General features: G+C 69.6%; 24 protein-coding genes, 1 tRNA gene and 1 other annotated feature. Of the genes, 24 read left to right on the top strand and 1 reads right to left on the bottom strand.

The features are described from left to right. Positions 1 to 6 precede the first annotated feature (6 nt). The gene (locus LG388_RS11335) at positions 7 to 435 is read left to right on the top strand and encodes a VOC family protein (RefSeq protein ID WP_225782927.1); all 429 of its coding nucleotides are present in this window, start codon (positions 7 to 9) and stop codon (positions 433 to 435) included. Positions 436 to 481: 46 nt separating this feature from the next. Here LG388_RS11335 and msbA read toward each other — a convergent pair whose 3' ends face one another. After that, a complete protein-coding gene (gene msbA, locus LG388_RS11330) occupies positions 482 to 2,293 on the bottom strand; it encodes a lipid A export permease/ATP-binding protein MsbA (protein ID WP_225782926.1) in 1,812 nt (603 codons plus the stop codon). Between the two features lie 272 nt (positions 2,294 to 2,565). On the opposite strand from msbA, the gene tolB reads away from it, so the two are divergent. The 23 genes from tolB to LG388_RS11215 all read left to right on the top strand — a co-directional run bounded on the left by tolB (position 2,566) and on the right by LG388_RS11215 (position 23,129). Beyond that, positions 2,566 to 3,804, top strand: a complete 1,239-nt coding sequence (gene tolB / locus LG388_RS11325; RefSeq protein WP_225782925.1) for a Tol-Pal system beta propeller repeat protein TolB — start codon at positions 2,566 to 2,568, stop codon at positions 3,802 to 3,804. A gap of 59 nt (positions 3,805 to 3,863) precedes the next feature. Beyond that, on the top strand, positions 3,864 to 4,391 hold the full coding sequence (gene pal, locus LG388_RS11320; RefSeq protein WP_225782924.1) for a peptidoglycan-associated lipoprotein Pal: 528 nt from the start codon (positions 3,864 to 3,866) through the stop codon (positions 4,389 to 4,391). Then, a complete protein-coding gene (gene ybgF / locus LG388_RS11315; protein WP_225782923.1) occupies positions 4,391 to 5,152 on the top strand; it encodes a tol-pal system protein YbgF in 762 nt (253 codons plus the stop codon). Before pal ends, ybgF begins: the two co-directional genes overlap by 1 nt. Before the next feature lie 7 nt (positions 5,153 to 5,159). Beyond that, positions 5,160 to 5,996: a ThiF family adenylyltransferase gene (locus LG388_RS11310; RefSeq protein WP_370630172.1), complete on the top strand. Its 837-nt coding sequence runs from the start codon at positions 5,160 to 5,162 to the stop codon at positions 5,994 to 5,996. Between the two features lie 91 nt (positions 5,997 to 6,087). Beyond that, positions 6,088 to 6,163, top strand: a tRNA-Lys gene (locus tag LG388_RS11305). 295 nt (positions 6,164 to 6,458) lie between these two features. Continuing rightward, positions 6,459 to 7,649 (top strand): tetratricopeptide repeat protein, encoded by a 1,191-nt coding sequence (locus LG388_RS11300; protein WP_370630145.1) that lies wholly within the window; start codon positions 6,459 to 6,461, stop codon positions 7,647 to 7,649. A 304-nt stretch (positions 7,650 to 7,953) separates the two neighbouring features. After that, a complete protein-coding gene (locus LG388_RS11295) occupies positions 7,954 to 9,192 on the top strand; it encodes a murein L,D-transpeptidase family protein (protein WP_225782922.1) in 1,239 nt (412 codons plus the stop codon). Positions 9,193 to 9,474: 282 nt separating this feature from the next. Continuing rightward, positions 9,475 to 9,651, top strand: a complete 177-nt coding sequence (locus LG388_RS11290; protein ID WP_225782921.1) for a Flp family type IVb pilin — start codon at positions 9,475 to 9,477, stop codon at positions 9,649 to 9,651. Positions 9,652 to 9,671: 20 nt separating this feature from the next. After that, complete coding sequence (locus tag LG388_RS11285; RefSeq protein WP_225782920.1) at positions 9,672 to 10,118, top strand: prepilin peptidase; 447 nt, start codon at positions 9,672 to 9,674, stop codon at positions 10,116 to 10,118. A gap of 32 nt (positions 10,119 to 10,150) precedes the next feature. After that, positions 10,151 to 10,591 (top strand): TadE/TadG family type IV pilus assembly protein, encoded by a 441-nt coding sequence (locus LG388_RS11280; RefSeq protein WP_225782919.1) that lies wholly within the window; start codon positions 10,151 to 10,153, stop codon positions 10,589 to 10,591. A 32-nt stretch (positions 10,592 to 10,623) separates the two neighbouring features. Then, the gene (gene cpaB, locus LG388_RS11275) at positions 10,624 to 11,637 is read left to right on the top strand and encodes a Flp pilus assembly protein CpaB (protein ID WP_225782918.1); all 1,014 of its coding nucleotides are present in this window, start codon (positions 10,624 to 10,626) and stop codon (positions 11,635 to 11,637) included. A gap of 1 nt (position 11,638) precedes the next feature. Beyond that, positions 11,639 to 13,096, top strand: coding sequence for a pilus assembly protein N-terminal domain-containing protein (locus LG388_RS11270; protein ID WP_225782917.1), 1,458 nt, complete (start codon positions 11,639 to 11,641; stop codon positions 13,094 to 13,096). Then, positions 13,093 to 14,481 (top strand): histidine kinase, encoded by a 1,389-nt coding sequence (locus tag LG388_RS11265; RefSeq protein ID WP_225782916.1) that lies wholly within the window; start codon positions 13,093 to 13,095, stop codon positions 14,479 to 14,481. Before LG388_RS11270 ends, LG388_RS11265 begins: the two co-directional genes overlap by 4 nt. A 15-nt stretch (positions 14,482 to 14,496) precedes the next feature. Continuing rightward, positions 14,497 to 15,807 (top strand): CpaF family protein, encoded by a 1,311-nt coding sequence (locus LG388_RS11260; protein WP_225782915.1) that lies wholly within the window; start codon positions 14,497 to 14,499, stop codon positions 15,805 to 15,807. Next, positions 15,800 to 16,768 (top strand): type II secretion system F family protein, encoded by a 969-nt coding sequence (locus LG388_RS11255; protein ID WP_225782914.1) that lies wholly within the window; start codon positions 15,800 to 15,802, stop codon positions 16,766 to 16,768. Before LG388_RS11260 ends, LG388_RS11255 begins: the two co-directional genes overlap by 8 nt. Then, positions 16,765 to 17,730, top strand: coding sequence for a type II secretion system F family protein (locus LG388_RS11250; protein WP_225782913.1), 966 nt, complete (start codon positions 16,765 to 16,767; stop codon positions 17,728 to 17,730). The genes LG388_RS11255 and LG388_RS11250 overlap by 4 nt, the downstream gene beginning before the upstream one ends. 326 nt (positions 17,731 to 18,056) lie before the next feature. Continuing rightward, positions 18,057 to 18,803, top strand: coding sequence for a hypothetical protein (locus tag LG388_RS11245; protein WP_225782912.1), 747 nt, complete (start codon positions 18,057 to 18,059; stop codon positions 18,801 to 18,803). 14 nt (positions 18,804 to 18,817) lie between these two features. Further along, positions 18,818 to 19,255, top strand: coding sequence for a DUF3613 domain-containing protein (locus LG388_RS11240; RefSeq protein ID WP_225783578.1), 438 nt, complete (start codon positions 18,818 to 18,820; stop codon positions 19,253 to 19,255). A gap of 26 nt (positions 19,256 to 19,281) precedes the next feature. Then, positions 19,282 to 19,800, top strand: a complete 519-nt coding sequence (locus LG388_RS11235; protein WP_225782911.1) for a TadE/TadG family type IV pilus assembly protein — start codon at positions 19,282 to 19,284, stop codon at positions 19,798 to 19,800. Then, on the top strand, positions 19,797 to 20,270 hold the full coding sequence (locus LG388_RS11230; protein ID WP_225782910.1) for a TadE/TadG family type IV pilus assembly protein: 474 nt from the start codon (positions 19,797 to 19,799) through the stop codon (positions 20,268 to 20,270). The genes LG388_RS11235 and LG388_RS11230 overlap by 4 nt, the downstream gene beginning before the upstream one ends. Before the next feature lie 102 nt (positions 20,271 to 20,372). Then, positions 20,373 to 21,356, top strand: a complete 984-nt coding sequence (locus LG388_RS11225; RefSeq protein ID WP_255632161.1) for a pilus assembly protein TadG-related protein — start codon at positions 20,373 to 20,375, stop codon at positions 21,354 to 21,356. A gap of 30 nt (positions 21,357 to 21,386) precedes the next feature. Then, positions 21,387 to 22,612 (top strand): IS3 family transposase gene (locus LG388_RS11220; protein WP_225782909.1). Its coding sequence is split into 2 segments (ribosomal slippage): positions 21,387 to 21,675 and positions 21,675 to 22,612, totalling 1,227 coding nucleotides; the frame shifts between segments, so codons are not numbered across the junction. Beyond that, positions 21,665 to 21,781: a sequence feature (AL1L pseudoknot), on the top strand. It overlaps the preceding gene by 117 nt. Before the next feature lie 118 nt (positions 22,613 to 22,730). Beyond that, positions 22,731 to 23,129, top strand: coding sequence for a hypothetical protein (locus tag LG388_RS11215; RefSeq protein ID WP_225782908.1), 399 nt, complete (start codon positions 22,731 to 22,733; stop codon positions 23,127 to 23,129). Positions 23,130 to 23,171: the final 42 nt, after the last annotated feature.

The following is a 23,171-nucleotide window of genomic DNA, read 5'->3' as shown; positions in this document are numbered from 1 at the left end:
CCCTCCATGGAAACCAACCAACTGCATCGCGGCCGGCTCATCGACCATCTGCAACTCGTCGTGCGCGACCTGAAGGCCAGCCAGGCGTTCTACACCGCGGTGCTGGCCGTGCTCGAGATTCCGATCGGCGGCACCGGCGACAGTTATTTCTGGGCCGACGAACTCTTCGTGTCTTCGGCCGACAGCGAGGCGGCGCTGGGTCAGCTGACGGGCCGGCATCACCTGGCGTTCCAGGCCAAGGACCGGGCCACCGTCGATGCCTTCCACCGGGCCGCCCTCGCGCATGGCGGGCGCGACAACGGCGCCCCCGGCGAGCGGCCCTACCACCCGGGCTACTACGCTGCCTTCGTGCTGGACCCGGACGGCAACAACATCGAGGCCGTGTACCACGGCGAGGCCCGCAGAAGCGCGCCCTCGGTGGTGGTCGATTTCTGAGCCGGGCCCGCTTCGGCGGCGTGGCCGCCGCAGGGCGGGATGGTGCTCAGGCGCTGGCCGCCGCTTCCTCGCCGCCGCCCGCGTCCACGCGCGCCCCGCCCGCGTGCCGCTGCAGCCGCGCATAAAGCCCATCGAGCGCCATCAGCTGCGCATGGTTGCCCTGCTCGGCAATGCGGCCTTGCTCCATCACCACGATGCGGTCGGCATGCTGGATGGTCGACAGCCGGTGCGCCACGATCAGCGTGGTGCGGCCCTGCATCAGGCGCTGCAGGGCTTCCTGCACCTGGCGTTCGGACTCGGCATCCAGGGCCGAGGTGGCCTCGTCGAGCAGCAGCACCGGCGCGTCGCGGTACAGCGCGCGGGCGATGGCCAGCCGCTGGCGCTGGCCGCCCGACAGCTGGGTGGCGTTGTGGCCCAGCACCGTGTCCATGCCCTCGGGCAGGCGCGCCACATGTTCGGCCAGGTTGGCGGCGGCGATGCACTGCTGCACGCGCTCGCGGTCGATGGCCTGGCCCAGCGCCACGTTGGCCGCCAGCGTGTCGTTGAGCATCACCACGTCCTGGCTGACGAGCGCGAACTGCGCGCGCAGGCGGGCCAGCCGCCATTCGGCCACGTCGGTGCCGTCCAGCAGCACCTGGCCGGAAGAGGGCAGCACGAAGCGCGGCAGCAGGTTGACCAGGGTGCTCTTGCCCGAGCCGGAGGGGCCGACGAAAGCCACCACCTCGCCGGGCCGCACGGTCAAGGACACGTCATCCAGCGCACGGGCCTCGCTGTCGTCGCGGTAGTTCACGCGCACCTGGCGCAGCTCGATCCGCCCTTCGGCGCGTGCGTGGGGGTGCGCGGGTGCAAAAACGCCTTCGCTTTCCGTCGGCGTGTGGTCGATCAGGGCCACGCCGCGCTCCAGCGCCGCGAGGCCGCGCGTGATCGGATTGGCCATGTCGGCCAGCCGGCGGATGGGTGCGATGAGCATCAGCATGGCCGTGATGTAGGCCACGAAGCCGCCCACCGTGAGGCCCTGTTCGCCCGACTGCCACAGCGCGATCATCACCACCACCGACAGCGCCACGGCCGCGAACAGCTGCGTGAGCGGCGTCATGGCGGCGGACGCGATGGTGGACTTCACGGCCAGCCGGTTGAGGCGGTGGCTCAGCGTCTCGAAGCGCTCGGCCTGGCCGGCCTGCGCGCCGTGCAGCCGCACCATGCGGTGGGCCAGCACGTTTTCTTCCACGACATAGGCCAGCTCGTCCGTGGCCGCCTGGCCCTGCCGGGTCAGGTGATACAGGCGCCGCGAGAGCGCCTTCATGATCCACGAAACGCCGGGCACCAGCAGCGCCACGACCAGCGTGAGCTTCCAGTTGAGGTACAGCAGGTAAAAGAGCAGGGCGACCACGGTGAAGCCGTCGCGCGACAGGCTCAGCAGCGCCTGCACCAGCAGCACGCCGCCGGTCTGCACCTCATAGACGACGGTGTTCGACAGCGCGCTGGCCGACTGGCGCGAGAAGAGGGCGAGCTCGGCCGACAGCAGCCGCTCGAAGAGCACGCGGCGCAGGCGCTGCATGCCTTCGTTGGCGATGCGCGCCAGCGCGTATTGCGACACGAACTGCGCCAGGCCGCGCACGGCGAACAGCACGATGATCGCGGCCGGCACGGTCCACAGCGCGAGCCGGCCCTGGGTGAAGCCGCGGTCCAGCAGCGGCTGCATGAGGGCGGGCATCAGCGGCTCGGTCAAGGCCGCCAGCAGCGCCATGAACACGCCCAGGCCCCACCATTTGCGCGAGCCGCCGAACCAGGTCATCAGCCGGCCCAGCCGGCGCTTCAGGGGGAGTTGCGCCGGCGTATCGGGGGCGGAAGACTGCATGGCGGCGGATTCTACGGGGCGCCTTTGGGCCGCCTTGGCGACGCCTGCGCGCGCCGCCGTGCCCGAAGCCGCACCCCGCTTGTCAGCCAATGCCGCGCCGTATTGCACAGTTACGAAAGGTGTGCAAGCAGTGTGTACCATTACGTGCTTTCCGCCCGCTGGAAACTTTCTTTCCGGGAAATCCTCCGTACTGCATGAACAAGAAGCCCTTGCCGCCCGCGTTTCCTGCGTCTGCCGCGATTTCCAGCCGCCGAGCCCTTCTGGCGGCCCTGATGGCCTCCCCCGCATTGCCCGTTCTCGCGCAGTTCCGCGTCGAGGTCTCGGGCGTGGGACTGACGCAGCTGCCCATCGCCCTGGTGCCCTTCCGCGGCGAGGAGGCCTCGCCCCACAAAATCTCGGCCATCGTGCAGGCCGACCTCGAACGCAGCGGCCAGTTCCGCGGCGTCGACGCCTCGGGTCAGGCCCTGGACGAGACCAGCCGCCCCGACCTGAGCCTGTGGCGCCAGCGCACGGCCGATTCCCTGGTGGCCGGCAGCGTCACGCGCCTGGCCGACGGCCGCTACGACGTGCGCTTTCGCCTGTGGGACGTGGTGCGCGGCGCCGACCTGGGCGGCCAGAGCTACACCGTGCCGCAGGCCGACCTGCGCCTGGCGGCGCACCGCATCGCGGACTACGTGTACGAGAAGCTCACCGGCGAGAAGGGCATCTTCTCCACGCGCGTGGCCTACGTGACGCGCGCCGGCGGGCGCCACACGCTGTGGGTGGCCGATGCCGACGGCGAGAACGCGCAGGCCGCGCTGGCCAGCCCCGAGCCGATCATCTCGCCGGTCTGGTCACCCAACGGCGGGCAACTGGCCTACGTGTCCTTCGAGTCGCGCAAGCCCATCGTCTACGTGCACACGGTGGCCAGCGGCCAGCGCCGCCTGCTGGCCAACTTCCGCGGCTCCAACAGTGCACCCGCCTGGGCGCCCGACGGCGCGTCGCTGGCGGTCACGCTCAGCCGCGACGGCGGCTCGCAGCTCTATTCCATCCCGGCCGGCGGCGGGGAGCCGCGCCGCCTGACGCAAAGCGCGAGCATCGACACCGAGCCCACCTTCGCGGCCGACGGCAGCGGCATCTACTTCGTGAGCGACCGGGGCGGCGCGCCGCAGATCTACCGCATGCCTGCCGGCGGCGGCGCACCCACGCGCGTGACCTTCACGGGCTCCTACAACATCTCGCCCGCCGTCAGCCCGGACGGACGGTGGTTGGCCTACATCTCCCGCGTGGGCGGGGCTTTCAAATTGCACGTCATGGAGCTGGCCAGCGGAACCGTGACTGCACTGACGGACACCTCGGCCGACGAGAATCCGAGCTTCGCGCCCAACAGCAAGCTGATCCTTTACGCGACCCGACTGCCCAGCGGCGAGGCGCTGATGACCACGACGCTCGACGGAAAGATCAAGGCGCGCCTGGCCGGGCGTGCCGGCGACATCCGCGAGCCCGACTGGGGTCCGTTCCAGAAACAGTAAGTGTGAGTTCAGTTCAGTCAACCAAGATCAATCAGTTCGATTCGAGAGGAGTTTCCAGCATGCTCAAGCGTTCCCTTTGTTCCCTGGCCATCGTGGCACTCATCGCCGGCTGCTCGTCGGGCACCAAGCTCAACGAGGCCCCGGTTTCGACCGCGGGCAGCGGCATGGGCGGCGCGGGCGCGGGCGGTTCGGGCTCGGCCAGCGGCGTGGCGCCGGTCACCATCGACCCGAACGCGCAGACCCGCCAGGGACCGGTGGGCGTGGCGCGCATCGTGTACTTCGACTTCGACAGCTACACCATCAAGCCCGAGTACCAGCAGCTGATCGATGGCCATGCGCGCTTCCTGAAGGCCAATCCTTCGCGTAGCATCTCCATCGAAGGCCACACCGACGAGCGCGGCGGCCGCGAATACAACCTGGCGCTGGGCCAGAAGCGCTCCGAGGCCGTGCGCCGCGCGCTCACGCTGCTGGGCGTGAACGACGCGCAGATCGAAGCCGTGAGCTTCGGCAAGGAAAAGCCGGCCTCGCAAGGCAGCGGTGAGGAAGCCTGGGCGCAGAACCGCCGCGCCGAGATCGTCTACCGCTGATGAGCACTCGGCGATTCCGTTGGCACGCGGCGGCCCTGGCCGCCCTGGCCTTGTGCGGAGCTTCCGCGCAGGCTGCGCTTTTCGAGGACGGCGAGGCGCGCAAGGCCATCCTGGATCTGCGCCAGCGCGTGGAAACCATCCGCACGCAGGCCGAGGCCAACAACCAGCGCCTGGCCGACGAGAACGGCCAGCTGCGCCGCAGCCTGGTCGAGCTGCAACAGCAGATCGACGGGCTGCGCGGCGAGATCGCGCGCCAGACCGGCAAGAACGAGGAATTGCAGCGCGCGCTGGCGGAAACCCAGCAGCGCCAGGCCGACATCACGACCAAGCTGCAGGAGAACGCGCCCACGCAGGTGAACGTGGACGGCCGCGAATTCACGGCCGACCCGCGCGAGAAGACCGAATTCGAAGCCGCGCTGGGCGTCTTCCGTTCGGGCCAGTTCGCGCAGGCGCAGACCGCGTTCGCGGAATTCGTGAAGCGCTACCCGAGCAGCGGCTACAGCCCGTCGGCGCTGTTCTGGCTGGGCAATGCGCAGTACGCCACGCGCAACTACACCGAGGCCATCGCCAACTTCCGCTCCATGCTGTCCGTGGCGCCCAGCCATGCGAAGGCGCCGGAGGCCGTGCTGTCGATCGCGAACTGCCAGATCGAGCTCAAGGACACGCGCGCGGCACGCCGCACACTGGAAGACCTGATCAAGGCCTATCCGCAGTCCGAAGCCGCGCAGGCCGGGCGTGAACGCCTGGCGCGCCTGCGCTGATCCGCACGTGCAGCATGGCGTGAACGCGTCCTCGGCGCCTGCCGAGGACGGGCCGAGCCCCGATCCAGCCCGCCGCTTCGGCGGGCTGGATCGCTTGTACGGCGTACCCGGCGCGGCCCGCATCCGCGCGGCCCATGTGCTGGTGGTGGGCATCGGCGGCGTGGGCTCCTGGACGGCCGAGGCGCTGGCGCGCAGCGGCGTGCGCGCGCTGACGCTGATCGATCTGGACCACATTGCCGAGTCCAACATCAATCGCCAGATCCACGCGCTCGACAGCACCGTCGGGCAGGCTAAGGTGGAAGCCATGCGCGAGCGCATCGCCCAGATCCATCCCCATTGCCAGGTGCAGGCCATCGATGAGTTCGTCGAGCCCGACAACTGGGAGGCGCTGCTGGCCCGGGCGGAAGAGGGCGCCGGGCCCGTGAGCGCCCTCATCGACGCCTGCGACCAGATGCGCGCCAAGCTGGCGTTGGCCGTGTGGGCACGGTCCCGGCGGCACGTGCCGTTCATCACCGTGGGGGCGGCAGGCGGCAAGCGGCTGGCGCACCAGGTGGAGATCGATGATCTGGGCGCGGCCACGCACGATCCGCTGCTGGCCCAGCTGCGCCAGCGGCTGCGCAAGCAGCACGGCGCGCCGCGCGGCGGCAAGAAGATCGGCACCGTCTGCGTCTTCAGCCGCGAGCCCGTGGCGCCGCCCGATGCGTCCTGCCAGATCGAAGGCGCCGACGGCAGCCTCAACTGCCACGGCTATGGCTCGGTGGTCAGCGTCACGGCCACTTTCGGCCAGTGCGCGGCGGGCTGGGTGCTCGATCGGCTCGCGCGGACGGGGCCGGAATTGGCTTAGGCCGCCATAAAGACGCTATACTCGCGGGCTTTGCAGCGCAAGGCGCGGCAAGAACCACAAGGGGTTTCACCCCGGTCGGCCATCCAGCCGAGGGACGTTAGCTCAGTTGGTAGAGCAGCGGACTTTTAATCCGTTGGTCACAAGTTCGAATCTTGTACGTCCTACCAAATTCAAAAGCGCATGGGTTCAGGCCCATGCGCTTTTTTCTTGAGCGCCGCGGCGAAGCAGGGCGGGCCTGCCCGGAGCCCGGGCGTTGGAAAGACGCATCGCGCTGCGCGCCCGGGCGCCCCCGGGCGCGGTCCTGCGCGTGGAAACAGATGTCAATCCTCTGTCAATAACTACAATCCGCGCGCAATTCCCGGCGCCGGGCTGCGCCATGGAAAAACCGTGCGCCGGTGGACATGGAACTTCTGTCCCGAGGCAAAAGATCGGGTGTCGATGCACAAAAAGGATCGGGTGTTTATGAGCCGTCAATTTCCCTTGTCTGCGCTGCTGGCGCGCCGCCGTGCCAAGCCCGCCGCGTTGACGCTGGCGCTGCTGATGGCGTTTGGCGCAGGCGCGGCGCTGGCCAGCGAGCATGACGCCGTCGATGCCCTGATCCAGTCGCGCAAGTACGACGAGGCCTTGTCGCGTGCCGACCAGTACCTGGCGGGCAAGCCGCGGGACGTGCAGATGCGCTTCCTCAAGGGGGTGGCGCAGCTGGAGTCCAACCGCCGCGCCGATGCGATCGCCACCTTCACGCAGTTGACGCAGGACGCGCCCGAACTGCCCGAGCCCTACAACAACCTGGCCGTGCTGCACGCGTCGCAAGGGCAGTACGACCGTGCGCGAGTGGCGCTGGAGTCTGCGCTGCGCACGAATCCCAGCTACGCCACTGCCCAGGAGAACCTGGGCGACGTCTATGCGCGCCTCGCGGGTGACGCCTACAGCCAGGCGCTGCAGCTCGGCCAGAACCAGGCGGCGGTGGCGCCCAAGCTGGCCGTGATCCGCACGCTGTTCCCCGGCGCCGGCGCCGGCGGCGCGGCCACGGCGCCGGAGGCCGCGACCCAGCTGGCGGCGCCGGCTGCGAGCGCCCAGGTCGCCCGCGCGCCCTCGACGCCTTCGGCGCCGGTGGCGGCACCGGCTGCCGTGGCGCCTCCTGCTCCTGCTCCTGCCAAGCCACCCTTGGTCGCGGCGGCGCCGGCAGCCCCGGTGGCCCGGCCCGCTCCTGCCACTCCCGCCACGGCTGTTGCGCCGCCCAAGCCCGCGGCTGTGGCCGACGCCCCGTCCGCCAAGGAAGGCCCCGCCACGCCGTCCGTGGCCGATGCACCCGCCCAGGCGGCCGTCGAGAAGGCGGTGCGCGACTGGGCGGCCGCCTGGGCCGCGCAGGACATGAAGGCCTACCTGGGCGCCTACGCCAGCACTTTCGAAGTGCCCGGCGGCGCCAGCCGCGCGGCCTGGGAGGAAGAGCGCCGCCAGCGCATCGTGGGCAAGTCGGGCATCGAGGTGCAGTTGCAGCAGCTGCAGGTGAGCGTGGACGGGGACAAGGCCGTGGCGCGCTTCCTCCAGATCTACAAGGCCGACGCGCTCAACGTGCGCAGCCGCAAGACCTTGAACCTTCAGCAGCAGGGTGGCGCCTGGCGCATCACGCGGGAAGCCGTGGGTGGTCGTTGAGGGGGCGAGCGGGGCCGGCCTGCGCGGCCAGGCCGGCGGGCCCGTGCGCCGGCCGGCGTTTGCAGGGGCAAGGCCCGGGAAAGACCGTCTGGCGCGCCTGGCCGGCGCCGTCCTGATCGGCCTGGCGGCGCAGTTGCCTGCGCCCGCCGGGGCCGCCGCGCCGCCAGCGGCGGCGCCCGCCAAGAAGTCGCAGAAGCCTGCGGCGTCCCGTCCGGCCGCTGGCGGCGAGGCCCGCAACGAAGGGGGCAAGAAAGCCACGCCGGCACCGTCCGCTGCTGCGGCCCGCGGCGCAGCGGGCAGGGCTGTGTCCGCGCCGCGTCCGGCCCGCGGTGCGCGCGTGGTGGCCCGGCCGTCCGAGCGCATGGGCCGCGCGGCGCCGGCCACCGCAGCGGCCGTGGCCGCCACGGCGGCATCCGGGTCGATGCCCATGCGCGGCGCCGACCGTGCCGAAGCGCGGCTGATCGAGGTCTACACGCTGTGGGGCCGGGGGCAGCCGTCGCAGGCGCTGGCGAAGGCCCGCGAACTGGTGCGGGACCATCCCAACTTCCAGGCCGCGCAGCTGATGTACGCCGACCTGCTGTCGGTGCGCCTGGCGCCGGCCGACCGGCGCCTTGCCCGCCAGGAGCTCGAAGGCGCCGAGGCGCGCTCGGCCCTGGGCGAGCTGCGCACCGAACAGCAGCGCCGGCTGCAGGCGCTGCGGCACCGCCCGCCCGCAGGGGCCGTGCCCTCGCAACTGCTGGCCGTGCCGCGTGCCAGCCGCTATGCACTCGCGGTCGACGTGTCGCGCTCGCGCCTGTATGTGCTGCGCAACACCGACCAGGGACTGGTGCAAGTGCAGGACTTCTATGTCTCCATCGGCAAGGCCGGCGCCGGCAAGCAGGCCGAAGGCGATGCGCGCACACCGCTGGGCGTGTACCACATCACCAGCCATCTCTCGCCCAAGGGTCTGCGCGACTTCTATGGCGCGGGCGCATTGCCCATCAACTACCCCAACCCTTTCGATGTGCGTGCCGGACGCACGGGCAGCGGCATCTGGCTGCACGGCGTGCCGCCCGAGCAATATGCGCGCGCGCCTTTGGCCACCGACGGCTGCGTGGTGCTGGCCGACAACGACCTGCGGCAGTTGATCCGCATGACGGACGTGGGCGCGACGGTGGTGGTGATCGCCCAGCAACTGGACTGGGTGCCCGCGACCCAGGCCGCGGCGCAGGCCGAGCCGCTGCGGCGCCAGGTGCTGGCCTGGCGCGATGCGCGCGCGCAGGGCGACCTGGCGCGCTGGCAGGCCTTCTACCTGCCGGATGCGGTGCGCGGCGGCCGGCTGGGCCGCCAGTTCCCGGGCTTGCAGGAAGAGATGGCCCGGGTGCGGACCCAGCCGCCCATCGAACTCAAGGACGTCTCCGTGCTGCGCTGGAAGGACAAGCAGGACCTGATGGTGGTCAGCTTCGGCGAGGTCGCACAAGGTGCGCGCACCGGCGCCACGCGCCGGCAGTACTGGCTGCTCTCTGGCCAGCACTGGAAGATCTTCCATGAAGAGTGGATCTGAGCCTCGTGCATGCACGGCCACAGGTAACTTTGGTGAACCGGTTTCTGCGGCTGCGCCGGTAACGCAGTTGTCCATGTGAAACAACGTGCGTTTCAAAATGCGTCAAGAAATCGCTGAAAAATGAGGATTTTTTCCGCTTTCTGGTAGTTCCAAGGGCCTCATTTTTTGCTGATGAGTGCTTTTTACTGAATTGCCCCATCGTCCACCCCTTCCTACGATGAGATCGTCAAGACACAGTTGTGAAGTGTTGTTGACGACCATCAATCATGGAAGGAGCGAATCATGGACAAGGTGCTGGCATTCTGGAATGACGAAGAAGGGGCGACCGCCGTGGAATACGGGATCATTGCCGGCCTGATGGCGATCATTCTGGTCGCAGTGTTCGCTGAGGATGGCTTTTTTGGGACTGCATTGACCACCACGTTCCAGAACATCGCGAATGCCATGACTGGCCAGTAGTTCGGGGTTTGATCACAGCGGTGGCGTTCGTCCTGTCGATCTGGCTGGTGTGCATCGCTACCTGCGACCTGCGCCATCGTCGAGTCCCCAACCTGCTTGTCCTGGCTGGTGTCTGCACGGCCGTTGTAGCGCTGGTGGGTGGCTGGCAGCCTTTGGGCGTGGATTGGCGCACTGCGGTGATGACTGCAGCAACGGCTTTTGCCGTTCTTCTGGGGTTCTATGCGGTAGGCCTCATGGGCGCGGCCGACGTCAAGTTCGCCGCCGCCCTGGGCCTGTGGATCGGCCCTTGGCCGCTGCTGTGGGTGTGGGTGGGCGCCAGTCTGCTGGCGGGTGTGCATGCGCTGGCGCTGCTGGTCTGGCGCTCCCGCACGGGCCTGCCGCGCACCCGCAAGCGAGAGATTCCTTATGCGGCCCACATGGCCGTGATGACGATGGGGTGGCTGGCATGGCAACACCACATGTCCTGAATGAGGGCCGCCCGCTGTGCGCTGCAGCGGCCATGCGCAAGGAGCAGGGCTCGGCCAGCGTCGAGTTCGTGCTGCTCTTTCCGGCCCTGTTTCTGATTCTTTACGCCATCGTGACCTACGGCCTGATCTTCGGGGCGCAGCACACGATGGCCCTGGCGGCCGCCGAAGGCGGGCGGGCGGCGCTGCGCTACCAGAACGCCGCTGACAGCGCCCAGGCACTGGCGCAGCGCATGGACGCCGCGCGCGCGGCGGCAGCACGTCCGCTGGCGTGGCTGCAGGCAGCCACGGGCAGCAGCGATCCTCAACCGGTGGTCAGTTCTGTGGCTTGCACGGAGAACACGGCGCTGACCTGCATCACCGTTCGCATCGCCTATGACTACCGGGCTGCACCGCTGATTCCCTCGCTGCTGCCCGTGCCTGCCACGCTCAGCAGCGAGTCGGTGGTCCAGCTCAGCCCCCTTCAGCTGCTTTGAGCTGCGCTGCAAATCCCAGAACGCAAGAGCCCATGACCCGCTTCACCCGCGTCGCCGCCATCGTCCTGCTGCTGCTGGCCTTGGCCCTGGCCGCCTACGCCTGGATGCTCGGCCGCAAGCCGGCGCCCGTGGCACCGGCCGCGCCGGCGAGCGCGGTGGCGCCCCGGCCGCAGGCGCAGTTCGCCGTGGTGGTGGCGGCCAAGCCGCTGCCGGCCGGGCAGCCCATCGAGAAGGACGCGCTGCGCGTGGTGCAGCTGCCCATCCAGCTGGCCGATGCGGTGGCGGACGAAGCCGCCGCCGTTGGCCGCGTGCCTGTGTACGACCTGGGCGAGAACACGCCGATCACCGAAAGCCAGCTGGTCTCCGGCCTGGCTCTGCGGCTGGAGCCGGGGGAGCGCGCCGTGGCCGTCAAGGCCGACGAGGTGATGGGCGTGGGCAACCGCATCCGGCCGGGCGACTACGTCGATGTGTTCTTCGTGCTCAAGAGCGACAGCCGGGAGGTCGAGCGCGGCCAGGCCCGCCTGCTGCTGCCGCGCCTGCGGGTGCTGGCCTTCGGCAGCGCCTCCGTCGATGGCGGCCCGGCGCGGCCCGGTGCTGGCGTCGCGGGCAGCGGCAGCCGCGGCGATGCGGCAGCGCAGCGCCAGGAGCCGGTGCGCACCACGGTGCTGGCCGTGCCGGTGGAAGAGGTGAACCGGCTCGCGCTGGGCGATGCCCAGGCGCGGCTGCTGCTGGCGCTGCGCCGGCCCGACGACACCCAGGTGCCGGACCCGAGCCTGTTCGCCGAGCTGCCGACAGCCCTGCAGCCGCGGCCACGCCGCGCGGGCGAGCCGCCGCGCCCGCCGCTCGAAGGCCTGGACAAGGCGCACGCCGGCCTGGCCACGGCCGACCTGGCCGCCGGCGCCGCCGCCCCGGCCGTGCGGACATCCGCCGCGGCCGCCTCGGCCGCCCCACCAGTGCGAACGGCCGCCCCGCGGGCACCCGCCGCGCCGGCAGGGCAGGCCGTCGAAGTGATCCGCGGCAGCCAGCGGGACACCTTGCACTATTGATATGAACCCTGTTCCGGCCCTGCCTCCGACGCCGTTGCGGCGCAACTCGATCGCCCACGCGGGCCCGTGTGGGTGCACCGCGTGGGCCCGCGCCTGCCTCGCGGCGCTGGCCCTGGCGCCCGGCGCGACGCTGGCGCAGCCGGCAGCGCCCGCTGCCGTGATGAAGCCCGCGGCCGCGCGCAGCGCGGGAGCGGTGGCACCGGCCGGCGCCGCGCTGCAGCCGGCGCCGGGCGAGATGCAGCGGCAGCTGCTGCAGGTCGGCAGCCAGCAGGAGCTGGTGTTCGGCGCGGGCGTGGAGCGCATCGCCATTGCCGACGAGGCCATCGCGGCCGTGACGGTCACGCGCCAGCAGGCCCATTCGCCCGCCGCGCGGCTGATCCTGACGGGCAAGGCGCCGGGCGTCACGACCTTGATGGTGTGGGAAAAGGGCCGCGCGGCCGCTCACCGCTACGAGTTGCAGGTGCAGCGCCGCACGGCCGTGGTGGAAGGGCGCTTTGCCGACGCGCAGGCCCATGCGCAGGCGCGCGAGCGCGTGGCGGCCGGCCACGGCGACAAGGCCGTGCTTGCCGACCGCTCGGAGGTCGACGTGCGCAGCCACACGGTGCAGGTGGACGTGAAGGTGGTGGAGTTCAACCGCTCCACCCTCAAGCAGGTGGGCCTGAACATCTTCAGCACGCGGCCCAATTCGCATGGCTTCAGCTTCGGTGTGTTCTCGCCCGCATCGCTGCGCGAATCGTCGATGGGCAGCGATGGCAGCATCACGGGCGAATACACGCAGCCCCTGGCGCAGGCGCTGAACCTGCTGTTCAACTTCGGCAAGGCCGGTATCGGCGTGAACCTGGGCCTGCTCGAAGGCAACGGCCTAGCCCGCGTGCTGGCCGAGCCCACGCTGGTGGCCATGTCGGGCCAAAGCGCGAGCTTTCTCGCCGGCGGCGAACTGCCCATCCCGGTGCCGCAGGGGCTGGGCACCACCTCCATCGAATACAAGCAGTTCGGCGTCGGCCTCACGGTCACGCCCACGGTGCTGTCCGATGCGCGCATCGGCCTGAAGGTGGCGCCCGAGGCCAGCGACCTGGATTACGCCAACGCGCTGAGCATCAATGGCACGGCCGTGCCTGCCATCACCACGCGCCGGGCCGACACCACCGTGGAACTGGGGGATGGCGAGAGTTTCGTCATCGGCGGGCTCGTGAGCCGCAGCACGGCCTCCAACGTGGACAAGGTGCCCATGCTCGGCGACCTGCCCGTGCTGGGCAGCTTCTTTCGCCGCAACAGCTACCAGCAGTCCGAAAAGGAGCTGGTGATCGTGGTCACGCCGCATCTGGTGCGGCCCATCGCGCGGGGCACCGACCTGAACACCTACCTGCCGGGCCAGAACGAGCAGCGCGACGCGCCCGTGTGGCGGCAGATCCTTCTGGGCGGCGCGAGCGACGCGCCCGTGCCGGGCTTTTCCCGATGAGCAGCCGCCCCCTCCTGCGACCGGTGGAAGACCCGCGCGGGCCGCACGACGCGCAGCAGGGCGCGCCCGCGCCGGAAGAGGCGGCGCCCGCGGGCCCGCACCGCTACCTGCTGGTCTCGCAGGCCGAAGCGCATGCCGACTGGCTGGCCCGCAGCTTCTGGGAACAGGGCCGCGTGCTGCCCGTGCCCGGCGATGCGCCGGCCAGCCTGCTGGACGCGCAGATCGCGCGCCATCGGCCGCAGGCGCTGCTCATCGACTTCTGCGCGGCCGCCGCGCCCTTGCAGTCGCTGCCCAAGGCGCTGACCCACTCGTGGCCGCACCTGCCGGTGGTGGGCGTGGGCCGCGCGAGCGAGCCGGCCTCCATGCTGGCGGCGCTGCGCGCGGGCGTGCATGACTTCGTGGACCTGGATGCCACGCCCGCCGAAGCGCAAGCCGTGCTGGCGGCGGTGCTGGCGCGCCGGCCCGCGCAGCGGCCGCATTCGCGCGGACAGACCGTGGCGCTGCTCGGCGCGCGCGCCGGCCTGGGCGTGAGCACGCTGGCCGCCAGCCTGGCGCTGGTGCTGCAGCAAGGCGCGGCCGCCATCGCGGCGAGCCAGGCCCCACCCGCCGAGCCCGCGGACGAGGACGCGCCGCAGGGCGTGGCCCTGCTCGACCTGGGCCTGCCGGCGCGCGACAGCCTGATGTACCTGGACAGCGAAAGCGAATTCAGCTTCGTCGACGGCGTGCGCAACCTGCGGCGGCTGGACCGCACGCTGGTGCACAGCGCCTTCGCGCGCCATGGCAGCGGGATGTCGGTGCTGCCCCTGCCGGCCCAGCTGGCGCAGATGCGCGAGATCTCGCATGCCGATTCCGTGTCGCTGATCCAGCGGCTGGACGACTTCTTCACGCATCGCGTGGTGGACCTGGGCGGTTTCGCGCCGGCGGATTTCGTGGCGCAGGTCGCCCGGGCGGCCGACCGCGTCTGGGTGGTGTGCGACCAGAGCCTGGGTGGGGTCGTCTCCACGGCCGCGCTGCTGCGCGACTTGGCCGCGCGCGGCCTGCCGGCCGAGCGGCTGCAACTGGTCATCAACCAGTTCGACCCTCAGGCCGGATTGGGGGCCGGCGACATCGCGCAGCGCCTGGGCCTGGCCCTCGCGCACGTGGTGCCTGCGCGCCGGGCCGCGCTGCTGGCGGCGGCGAGCCGCGGCGAGATGCTGGTGACGAGCGCGCGCAGCGACGCGTATTCGCAGGCCGTGCAGGCGCTGGCGCGCAGCCTGCGCCAGGAAGGCGGGGCCGCGGGCGGCGCGAGCGCCCGCATTGGCGGTGCGGGCATGCCCGCGGTGGCCCGCTCGGCCTGGCAGGCGCTGAAGGCGCGGCTTGGCGGCGGCCGGGGCATGGGCGACTGACCGGGGGAGGATGGTGTGAGCACGGAAATCGAGTTCTCCGACGACAGCGACGCCTTCGTGCATTCGCAGCAGTTCCAGGACATCAAGAGCTGGACGCATGAGCACCTGCTCACGCGCATCGAGGAGCTGGGGGCCGAGTTCGGCCGCTGGTCGCGCACGGCCATCCAGCAGTTCGTGGAGCTGGAACTGGAAAGCTTCGTGCGCCTGCAGCGCGTGCCGGTCAACGAGCGCGAGACGCAGCTGATCGCGGACGCGCTGACCAAGGAACTGGCGGGCCTGGGGCCGCTGGAAGACCTGCTGGCCGACCCGGCGGTGGAAGACATCCTCATCAACGGCCACCGCAACGTGTACGTGTCGCGGCGCGGCGTGCTGCAGCGCGAGTCACTGCGCTTCGCCGACGACGAGCACGTGATCCGCATCGTGCGCCGCATCCTCGCGCCGCTGGGGCGCCGGCTCGACGAGGCGAACCCGATGGTGGACGCGCGCCTGCCCGACGGCGGCCGCCTCAACGTGGTGATCGAGCCGCTGGCCATCGACGGCGTGTCGGTCTCGATCCGCAAGTTCCGCAAGGACCCGCTCACGCCCGCCGACCTCATCAAGCTGGGCACCTTCGACCCCACCATCGCGCAGTTGCTGGAGATGGCCGTGCGCGCGCGCTGCAACGTGCTGGTCAGCGGCGGCACCAGCTCGGGCAAGACCTCGCTGCTCAACGCGCTGGCCACCTTCATTCCCGACTACGAGCGCGTGGTCACCATCGAGGACACGGCCGAGCTGTCGCTCGGCCATTCGCACGTCGTGCGGCTCGAAAGCCGGCCCGGCGGCTTCGACGGCGCGGGCGTGGTCACCATCCGCGACCTGCTGCGCAACAGCCTGCGCATGCGGCCCGACCGCATCATCGTGGGCGAGGTGCGCGGCGCCGAGGTCATCGAGATGCTGCAGGCCATGACCACGGGCCACGACGGCTCCATGGGCACCATCCACGCCAGTTCGCCGCGCGAATGCCTGTACCGGCTGGAGATGCTGGCCGGTTTCGCGGGTTTCCAGGGCAGCGAGGTGAGCCTGCGCCGCCAGATCGCCAACGCGATCGATTTCATCGTGCAGATCGGCCGCCTGCCGGGCGGGCAGCGGCGCATCCTGTCGATCTCCGAAGTGACGGGCGTGAACGACAACGTGGTCGCGATGCAGGAGCTGTACCGCCACGAGACCGTGCACGGCCCCGAAGGCGAGGACCGCGACCGCTGGGTCTCGCTGGGCATCCAGCCGCATTCGCCCAAGATCGCTCGCCTGCGCCAGAGCCTGCGCGCCGCGGGGGAGCGCCGTGCCTGAGCGCCTGCTTATCGTGCTCGCGCTGGCCCTGTTGCTGGCCGCGGCGGGGTTGTGGCTGTGGCACCTCTCGGCGCGCGAGCGCGAACGCGCGGCCGTGGGCGCGCACCTGGACCGGCAGCTGCGCCCCGCCACGGCCGAGGCCATCGAGCCCGCGCCGTGGATGCGCGAACCGGAGCCGCTGTTCGATGCGCCGGCCGCCTCGTCCGCTGTGCCGGCCGCACCGCCGCGCAGGGGCCTGCATTTCGCGCTGCCCGGCTGGATGGCCGGCGCGGTGCGCCCCGGCCTGCTGCTGCTGGGTGCCGTGGCTGCGCTCGTGGCCACGGCGGCGGCCGGCCTGTTCGTCGGCCCGCCGGCCGCGGCGGCCGTGGTGCTGCTCAGCGGCGTCTTCGGCGGCTTCGCCATCTGGCTGGCCGTGCAGCGCTTCCGGCGCAAGCTGGTGCGGCAGCTGCCCACGTTCATCGACGCGATGGTGCGGCTGATCACCATCGGCAACTCCACGCACGCGGCTTTCCAGCTGTCCATCCCCAGCGCGGCCGAACCGCTGCGCGGCTACCTCGAAAAGGCGGCCAGCCTGGTGCGTGGCGGCGCCGAGCTGGACCAGGCGCTGCTGCAGATGGCGCGCACCGTGCGCATCGAAGAGATGTACCTGCTGGCCGCCATCCTGGGCCTGGGCGTGCGCTACGGCGGCCGGGCCGACCTGCTGCTTGAGCGCGTGGCGAACTTCATGCGCGACCGCGAGCAGGCCGAGCAGGAACTCACGGCCCTGTCGGCCGAAACGCGGCTGTCGGCCTGGATCCTGGGCTTGCTGCCCGTGGGCGTGGGCATGGCCATCGTGATGCTCAATGCGGGTTACTTCATGCGGATGTGGCAGGACGAGTCGGGCCGCCACATGCTCTATGGCGCCGGCGCGCTGCAGTTGCTGGGCGCCTTCCTGCTCTACCGCCTGGCGAGGCTGGCATGAGCAAGGAACTGCTCTACACCCTGAGCGCCGCCTTGCTGGTGGCGGCCGTGCTGCTGGTGGGCGTGTCGCTGCTGCTGCGCGAAGTGCAGCGCCACCGCGAACGCGCGGTGGTGGGCCGCGCCATCGCGCGCGGGCTGCCGGCCGAAGCCGGCGAGCGCCCCGACGCGGCCCCGATGGACGCGGCTGCGGCAGCCGCCCATGCGGCGCGCGGCGCCGAACTGCCGACCCATTGGCTGCACACGCGCCTGGGCCGCATGCTGGTCGCCGACGAGGACCGGCGCCTGATCGACCAGTGCGGCTGGCCGTCGACGCGCGCGCAACTGATCTTCCTGGCCCTGCGCGTGCTGCTGGTGCTGGCCTTGCCGGGCCTGGTGCTGCTGCTGGGACAGGCGGGCTACTGGAAGGGCCAGCGCATGCTGCCCATGGCCGTCGCCTTCGCGCTGGGCTTCATGCTGCCCAAGTGGGCGCTGGGCATGCTGGCCGCGCGGCGGCGCGAGCAGGTGGCGCGCGAGCTGCCGCTTTTCGTCGACCTGCTGCGGCTGCTGCAGGGCGTGGGCCTGGGACTGGACCAGTGCATGCAGATCATGGCCAACGACTTCGGCCATGTGCTGCGCGCGCTGGGCCGCGAACTGGAACTGGCCAACCACCAGTACGCGCGGGGCCGCACGCGCGAGCATTCGCTGAACCGGCTGGCGACCGTGTTCAACAACGACGCGCTCGCCGGCCTGGTGGACCTGATCGTGCAGATCGACCGCCACGGCGGCGCCGTGCAGGAGCCGCTGCGCCAGTACGGCGAGCGCCTGCGCGAGGCGCGCCGCGCCGAACTCAAGGAGCGCATCGGCAAGACCACGGTGAAGATGACTGCCGTCATGGTCACCACCTTGCTGCCGGCGCTGATCATCGTCACGGCCGGGCCGGGCTTCCTGGCCATCATCCGTTCGCTGGGAGCCATGGGCCGATGAACAACAACCCCCACGCTTCCCCGCTTCGCGAGGTCCGCTGCCCCCCAGGGGGGCGCGTTTTTCCTTGGGGCGGCCCGGCGGAAAAAAACGACCCCCACGCTTCCCCGCTTCGCGAGGTCCGCTGCCCCCCGAGGGGGCGCGTTTTTCCTTGGGGCGGCCCGGCGGAAAAACACCGACGCCACCTTCTGGCGTCACGCGGCGCGCTGGCCCTGGCCGGGCTGGCGCTGCTGGCCGGCTGCGGCGCGCCCAAGACCCATTACCCGGCCGCAGCCGAGGCACAGGCTCAGGCGCGCACCGCCGAAGCCGCCGCGCCCGAATCCGACCCCGTGGCCACGCACCGCCGCCTGGTCGAGCAGATGCAGCGCGAGGGCCTTTGGTATGCCTCGCTCGCGCACATCGACGTGCTGGAACAGCAGGGCGGCAGCACGCCCACCGTGCTGCGCCTGCGCGCCGACGCGCTGCGCCAGACCGGCCAGACAGCCGCCAGCCGCGCGGCGTACACGCAACTGTCGCGGGCGCCGAATGCGGCCGACGCCGCGGCCGGCCTGCACGGCCTGGGGCTGCTGGCGGGCGGCGAGGGCGATTTCGTCCAGGCCGCGACCTGGCTGGAGCAGGCGCGCCAGCGCAGCCCGGCCGATGCGCGCGTGATCGGCGACCTGGGCTATGCACGGCTGCTGGCCGGCCAACTGGCGCAGGCCCGCGTGCCGCTGATGCAGGCCGCGCAGCTGCAACCCGAGGACCTGCGCGCCCAGCTCAACCTGGCCGCCTGGCTGCTGGCCAGCGACCAGGGCGCGCAGGCCGAGCAGGTGCTCGCGGCGCTCAAGCAGGGCGAGGCCTCGCGCGCCGCCGTGCAGCAAACGGCGGCGCAGGCGCGGGCCGCTGCCGCAGCGGCGCTGGCCGGCGCACCGGAAGGCCGCGATGCGGCGGCTCCTGCGGTCGTCGAAGCGGGCATGCCAATGGGCGCTGCCGCCACCCAGGTGCGCATCCGCCGCGCCCCGCTGGCGCTGCGCAGTTCGACCTGGAAGGAAGTGCGCAGCGAACCGGCGCAGCCGGGACCTGCGCCTACACCATGAAGGAGGGTTTGAAGATGCACCCCGAATTTCGGACCCGGTCCGCGGCGCCGCTGCTGGCCGGCCTGCTGGCGGCCGCACTTCCGCTTGCCGCCGGGGCCCAGGCGGGCTCTCCGGTGCAGGCCCTGGCGGCGCCGACGGTCGCACCCGTGGTCGTCGACGCCGCGCCGCTCGCGCAGAGCGCCGCGCCGGTCGGGGCCAGCGCTGCGACGGCCGCGGAGCCGACGGCCGCCGAACCGATGGCGCCCGCCGCACCACGCGTGGGCGAAAGCACGCAGCACTTGCTGGCTCTGCAGCGCACCGGGCAGCTGGCCTCACCTGTGCCGCGTCCGCTGCCCGGCGAAATCGCCCAGCGCAGCCGCGAGCGCTATCTCAAGAGCTTCGAGCACCCGATTCCCGAGCGCTTCCAGTCTTCGGTTGGCGCCAAGTCAGGTCAGGGCGCGGGCGGGCGCTGAAGCGTGTGCTGTACGGGAGCGATGCCATGACCGCCGGACTCATTTACCTGGGCGCCCGCCGTCACAGTCAGCGGGGGGTGTATGCGATGGAGTTCGCCTTGGTGTTCCTGGTGTTCTTTGGCCTGATCTACGCGCTGATCTGCTATTCCCTGCTGTTCACTTATCGACTAGCTCTCCAGCATGCTGCGGAAGACGGCGCCCGTGCCGCATTGCGGGTGCGTGTACCGGAAGTCGGCGATCAGATGAGCTACCGGAAGCGGGCCGCTGAGTCGATGGTCCTTCGCCGGCTGGGAACCTGGCTTCCGGTCACTCCTGGGATTCGCACGTGCGTGCAGCGCCTCGGCGACCCCGATGACTGTTCGTCAGCCGAACCCAGCATTGCCGAGTGCCTGCCTCAGGAGGGATGGCCCGGCGCGTGCCGTATTCTGGTTCGTGTGGAGGCATCAGGCCTGGCGCAGGTGATCCCGCCTTTCCCCGGGTTTGGCATGCCGCAAACTGTGATTGGTCAGGCGAGTGTGCTGCTGGACGGGAGGACCTTGCTGTGACAGCGGCACTCGCCAAAAGTGCCAAGCTATGGGCGCGTCGGGGACGACGAGGCCGGTGTCAGCGCGGCATTGCCGCCATAGAGTTTGCCTTGATCCTGCTCGCTCTGATGCCGTTGCTGTATGGGCTGACCACTTTTGGATTGGCTCTGTATGCCCAGCAGGCTCTCTCCCGCGCGGTGGAAGACGGTGCTCGTGCCCTTGCACTGGGTGCGAGCGATGTGGAAGCGAAACTGGTGGTTCGCGAATCCCTGGCACGCTCGATGATCGCACCTGCACCACACAATGCCAGCGCTCAGAGCCGACGGAACTGGGTGGACCGGGCCTTTACGTTTGGCCCGTCGGCACCCAACGCGCTGGACGTCACCTATCGATTCCGGAGCGATTACCTGCAACTCTTTCCTGCTGTGCTTCCATATTCTTGGATTCCTGAAACCCTGCACAGCCGGGCGGCTGTCGAGTCGATGCCGTGAAGGGGTCTGCTGAGGAGCCACCATGAATCATCTGTCTTGCGTTATTATAAAAAGGGGCATGGAGTCGCAGGGCGCCGCTCGACGCAACGCGGCTCCATCGTGGTGAACTTCGCGATCGCAGCGTTTGTGATCGTTATCGCTGTGCTCGGAACAGAGATCGGCGTCTACTCTTTCCAAAAAAGAGAGCTACAGAAAGTCGCTGATCTCGCAGCCTTGTCAGGCGCATTGCGAATTGAACCGGAAAGTTGCACCACGGCGGAAAGAGTGGCTCAAAGCAACGCTGACGGGAATCTGGAGAATTTGGCCCTAACAACAACAACGGTGGCTGTCGCATGCGGTCGCTGGGTTCGGCCTGCTGAGGATGCCCTGGAGGAGGTGGATGGTCTTGTCGCCGTAGGAACTGGCGAAAACTACGATGCGTTGAAGGTGACAGTGACCGCGTCATACGACCCACTCCTGCCTTTTCTTCCCTCTCTCCAGATTGAAGCGAGAGCCGTTGCACAGATGGATGGCCCCCAGGCTTCGTTCACCGTTGGCTCCGGTGTTGCACGCCTCAATGCCGGCGCTTTGAACAAGTTGCTGAGTCTCTTGTTGGGAACCGACGTGACCCTGTCGTTGGCCGATTACGAGGGTTTGGCCAACACCAACGTGAACTTGCTTGGGTTAGCGAATGCTCTTGGTTTAGCTGTCGGAACCTACGATGAATTGGCCGCAGCCGATCTCGACATCGGTGAACTTCTCTCGGGAACAGCGGGGCTGCTGCCCCGCGATAGCGTCGATCCAGCGGTGGACGTCGCGCTCAATGCCTTGGATGTGTTGCTCAACCTGGGCGTGCCACTCGAACGACTCTCTCTGGCTGTTCTGAAAACGGCATCCCAAAATGGGTTGCTTTCCTTGGACCTGGATACGCGGGACCCCTCGACAGCGTTAGACACGGACGTCAGCGTTCTCAACCTGCTGCTGGTCGGGTTGCAGGTGGCCAACGCGTCGGGTGAACCTTCCTTTGTGTCCGGCCAGATCAATGTTCCCTTGCAGCCTCTTGCCAATGTGGGTGTTCGTGCCAAGGTGAACCGCCCCGGTTTTTGAGGAGGCTCCAACTTTTGAGAGGATGGAGCCATGAGGAAGTCGATCAAGTTTTCGCCTGAGGTGCGCGAGCGCGCGGTACGCATGGTTTTCGAGCACCGCGGTGAGTACGAGTCGCAGTGGGCTGCAGTGGTGTCGATCGCCAGCAAGATTGGCAGCACGCCGCAGACGCTGCTGAACTGGGTGCGTCAGCACGAGCGCGATACGGGCCAGCGCGAGGGTGTGACGACGACGCAGGAGCAGCGCATGAAGGAACTCGAACGGGAGAACCGCGAGCTGCGCAAGGCCAACGAGATCTTGAAGCTGGCCAGCGCGTTTTTCGCCCAGGCGGAGCTCGACCGCCGTCTGAAGTCGTGAAGGCATTCATCGACGCGCATCGCGCCGTGCACGGGGTCGAGCCGATCTGCAAGGCACTGCAGGTCGCCCCGTCGGCGTACCGGCGCCATGCGGCGCGCCAGCGCCACCCTGAGCTGCTGTGCGCCCGTGCCAAGCGCGATGCGGTACTGATGCCGCAGATCGAGCGCGTGTGGCAATCGAACCTGCGGGTCTACGGCGCCGACAAGGTCTGGCACCAGTTGCGGCGCGAGGGCGTCACGGTGGCGCGCTGCACCGTGGAGCGGTTGATGCGCCGCATGGGTCTGCGCGGCGTCGTGCGTGGCAAGGCCGTGCGCACCACGATCAGTGACGCCAACGCGCCGTGCCCGCTGGACCGGGTCAAGCGCCAGTTCAACGCGCAGCGACCCAACCAACTGTGGGTGTCGGTCTTCACGTGCGTATCCGCCTGGCGGGGCTGGCTGTACGTGGCCTTCGTCGTCGACGTGTTCTCCCGGCGCATCGTGGGCTGGCGCACGAGCAGCTCCATGCGCACGGACTTCGTGCTGGACGCGCTGGAGCAGGCGCTCTATGACCGTCGGCCCCAACGCGAAGATGGCCTCGTGTGTCATTCCGACCGCGGGTCGCAGTACGTCAGCATTCGCTACACCGAACGGCTCGCTGAGGCCGGCATCGAGCCCTCCGTGGGCAGCAAGGGCGACTCGTACGACAACGCCCTGGCCGAGACCATCAACGGGCTGTACAAGGCCGAGGTGATCCACCGGCGTAGCGCGTGGAAGACCAAGGATTCGGTGGAACTGGCCACGCTGCACTGGGTGGCGTGGTTCAACCACCAGCGCTTGCTCGAACCCATCGGCTACGTGCCACCGGCCGAGTTCGAGGCCAACTACTATCGAGCTCTTGAGCAGCAGGCCATGTCGGCCTGACTCAAGCCAACGGGCCTCCGCGATTTCCGGGGCGGTTCAGTTTGGAGTCGTGCCAGTTGCCAGTGCACCTGTGGATCTGAATGCTAGGCTGGAACTCTCTGTTCCGCGCAATGGTGCCGTGACCCGTGAAGATGTCAATTTCTACTACGACCCTGATGAGCCTCGGTCAACGCAGGACCTGACAGCGTCCGTGGGCTCGCAACGTCATTTGGGGGCATCTATCGCCGAAGCGATTGGTGAGGGTCTGCTGGACGTGGAGCTGGATACGAGTGGCCTCAAGCTGCTTGGCTTGGAGCTCAACCTCCTGTCGAGCATCATTGATGGACTTGTCAATTCGTTGAGCACGGTCCTCAACAACGTACTGGCCTTGCTCAATCCCATACTCACGCCTGTGTTGACACTTCTCGACGGTGTCGTGCTGGGGCCTTTGCTTGAGACCTTGGGCTTGCAACTGGGCTACGCAGACGTGCAACTCATGTCCGCAAGCTGCGATGCCAGTGCGAAGCTGGTCTACTGACTTCAGAATGGAGACGAAAGGACGAACCGCAACGTAGGGTCG

Origin of the sequence: Xenophilus sp. Marseille-Q4582, assembly GCF_916700565.1 — a bacterium.
Taxonomy (GTDB): domain Bacteria; phylum Pseudomonadota; class Gammaproteobacteria; order Burkholderiales; family Burkholderiaceae_C; genus Xenophilus.
Note: the sequence above shows the minus strand (reverse complement) of the source record. Positions and strands in the feature narration are given on the sequence as shown.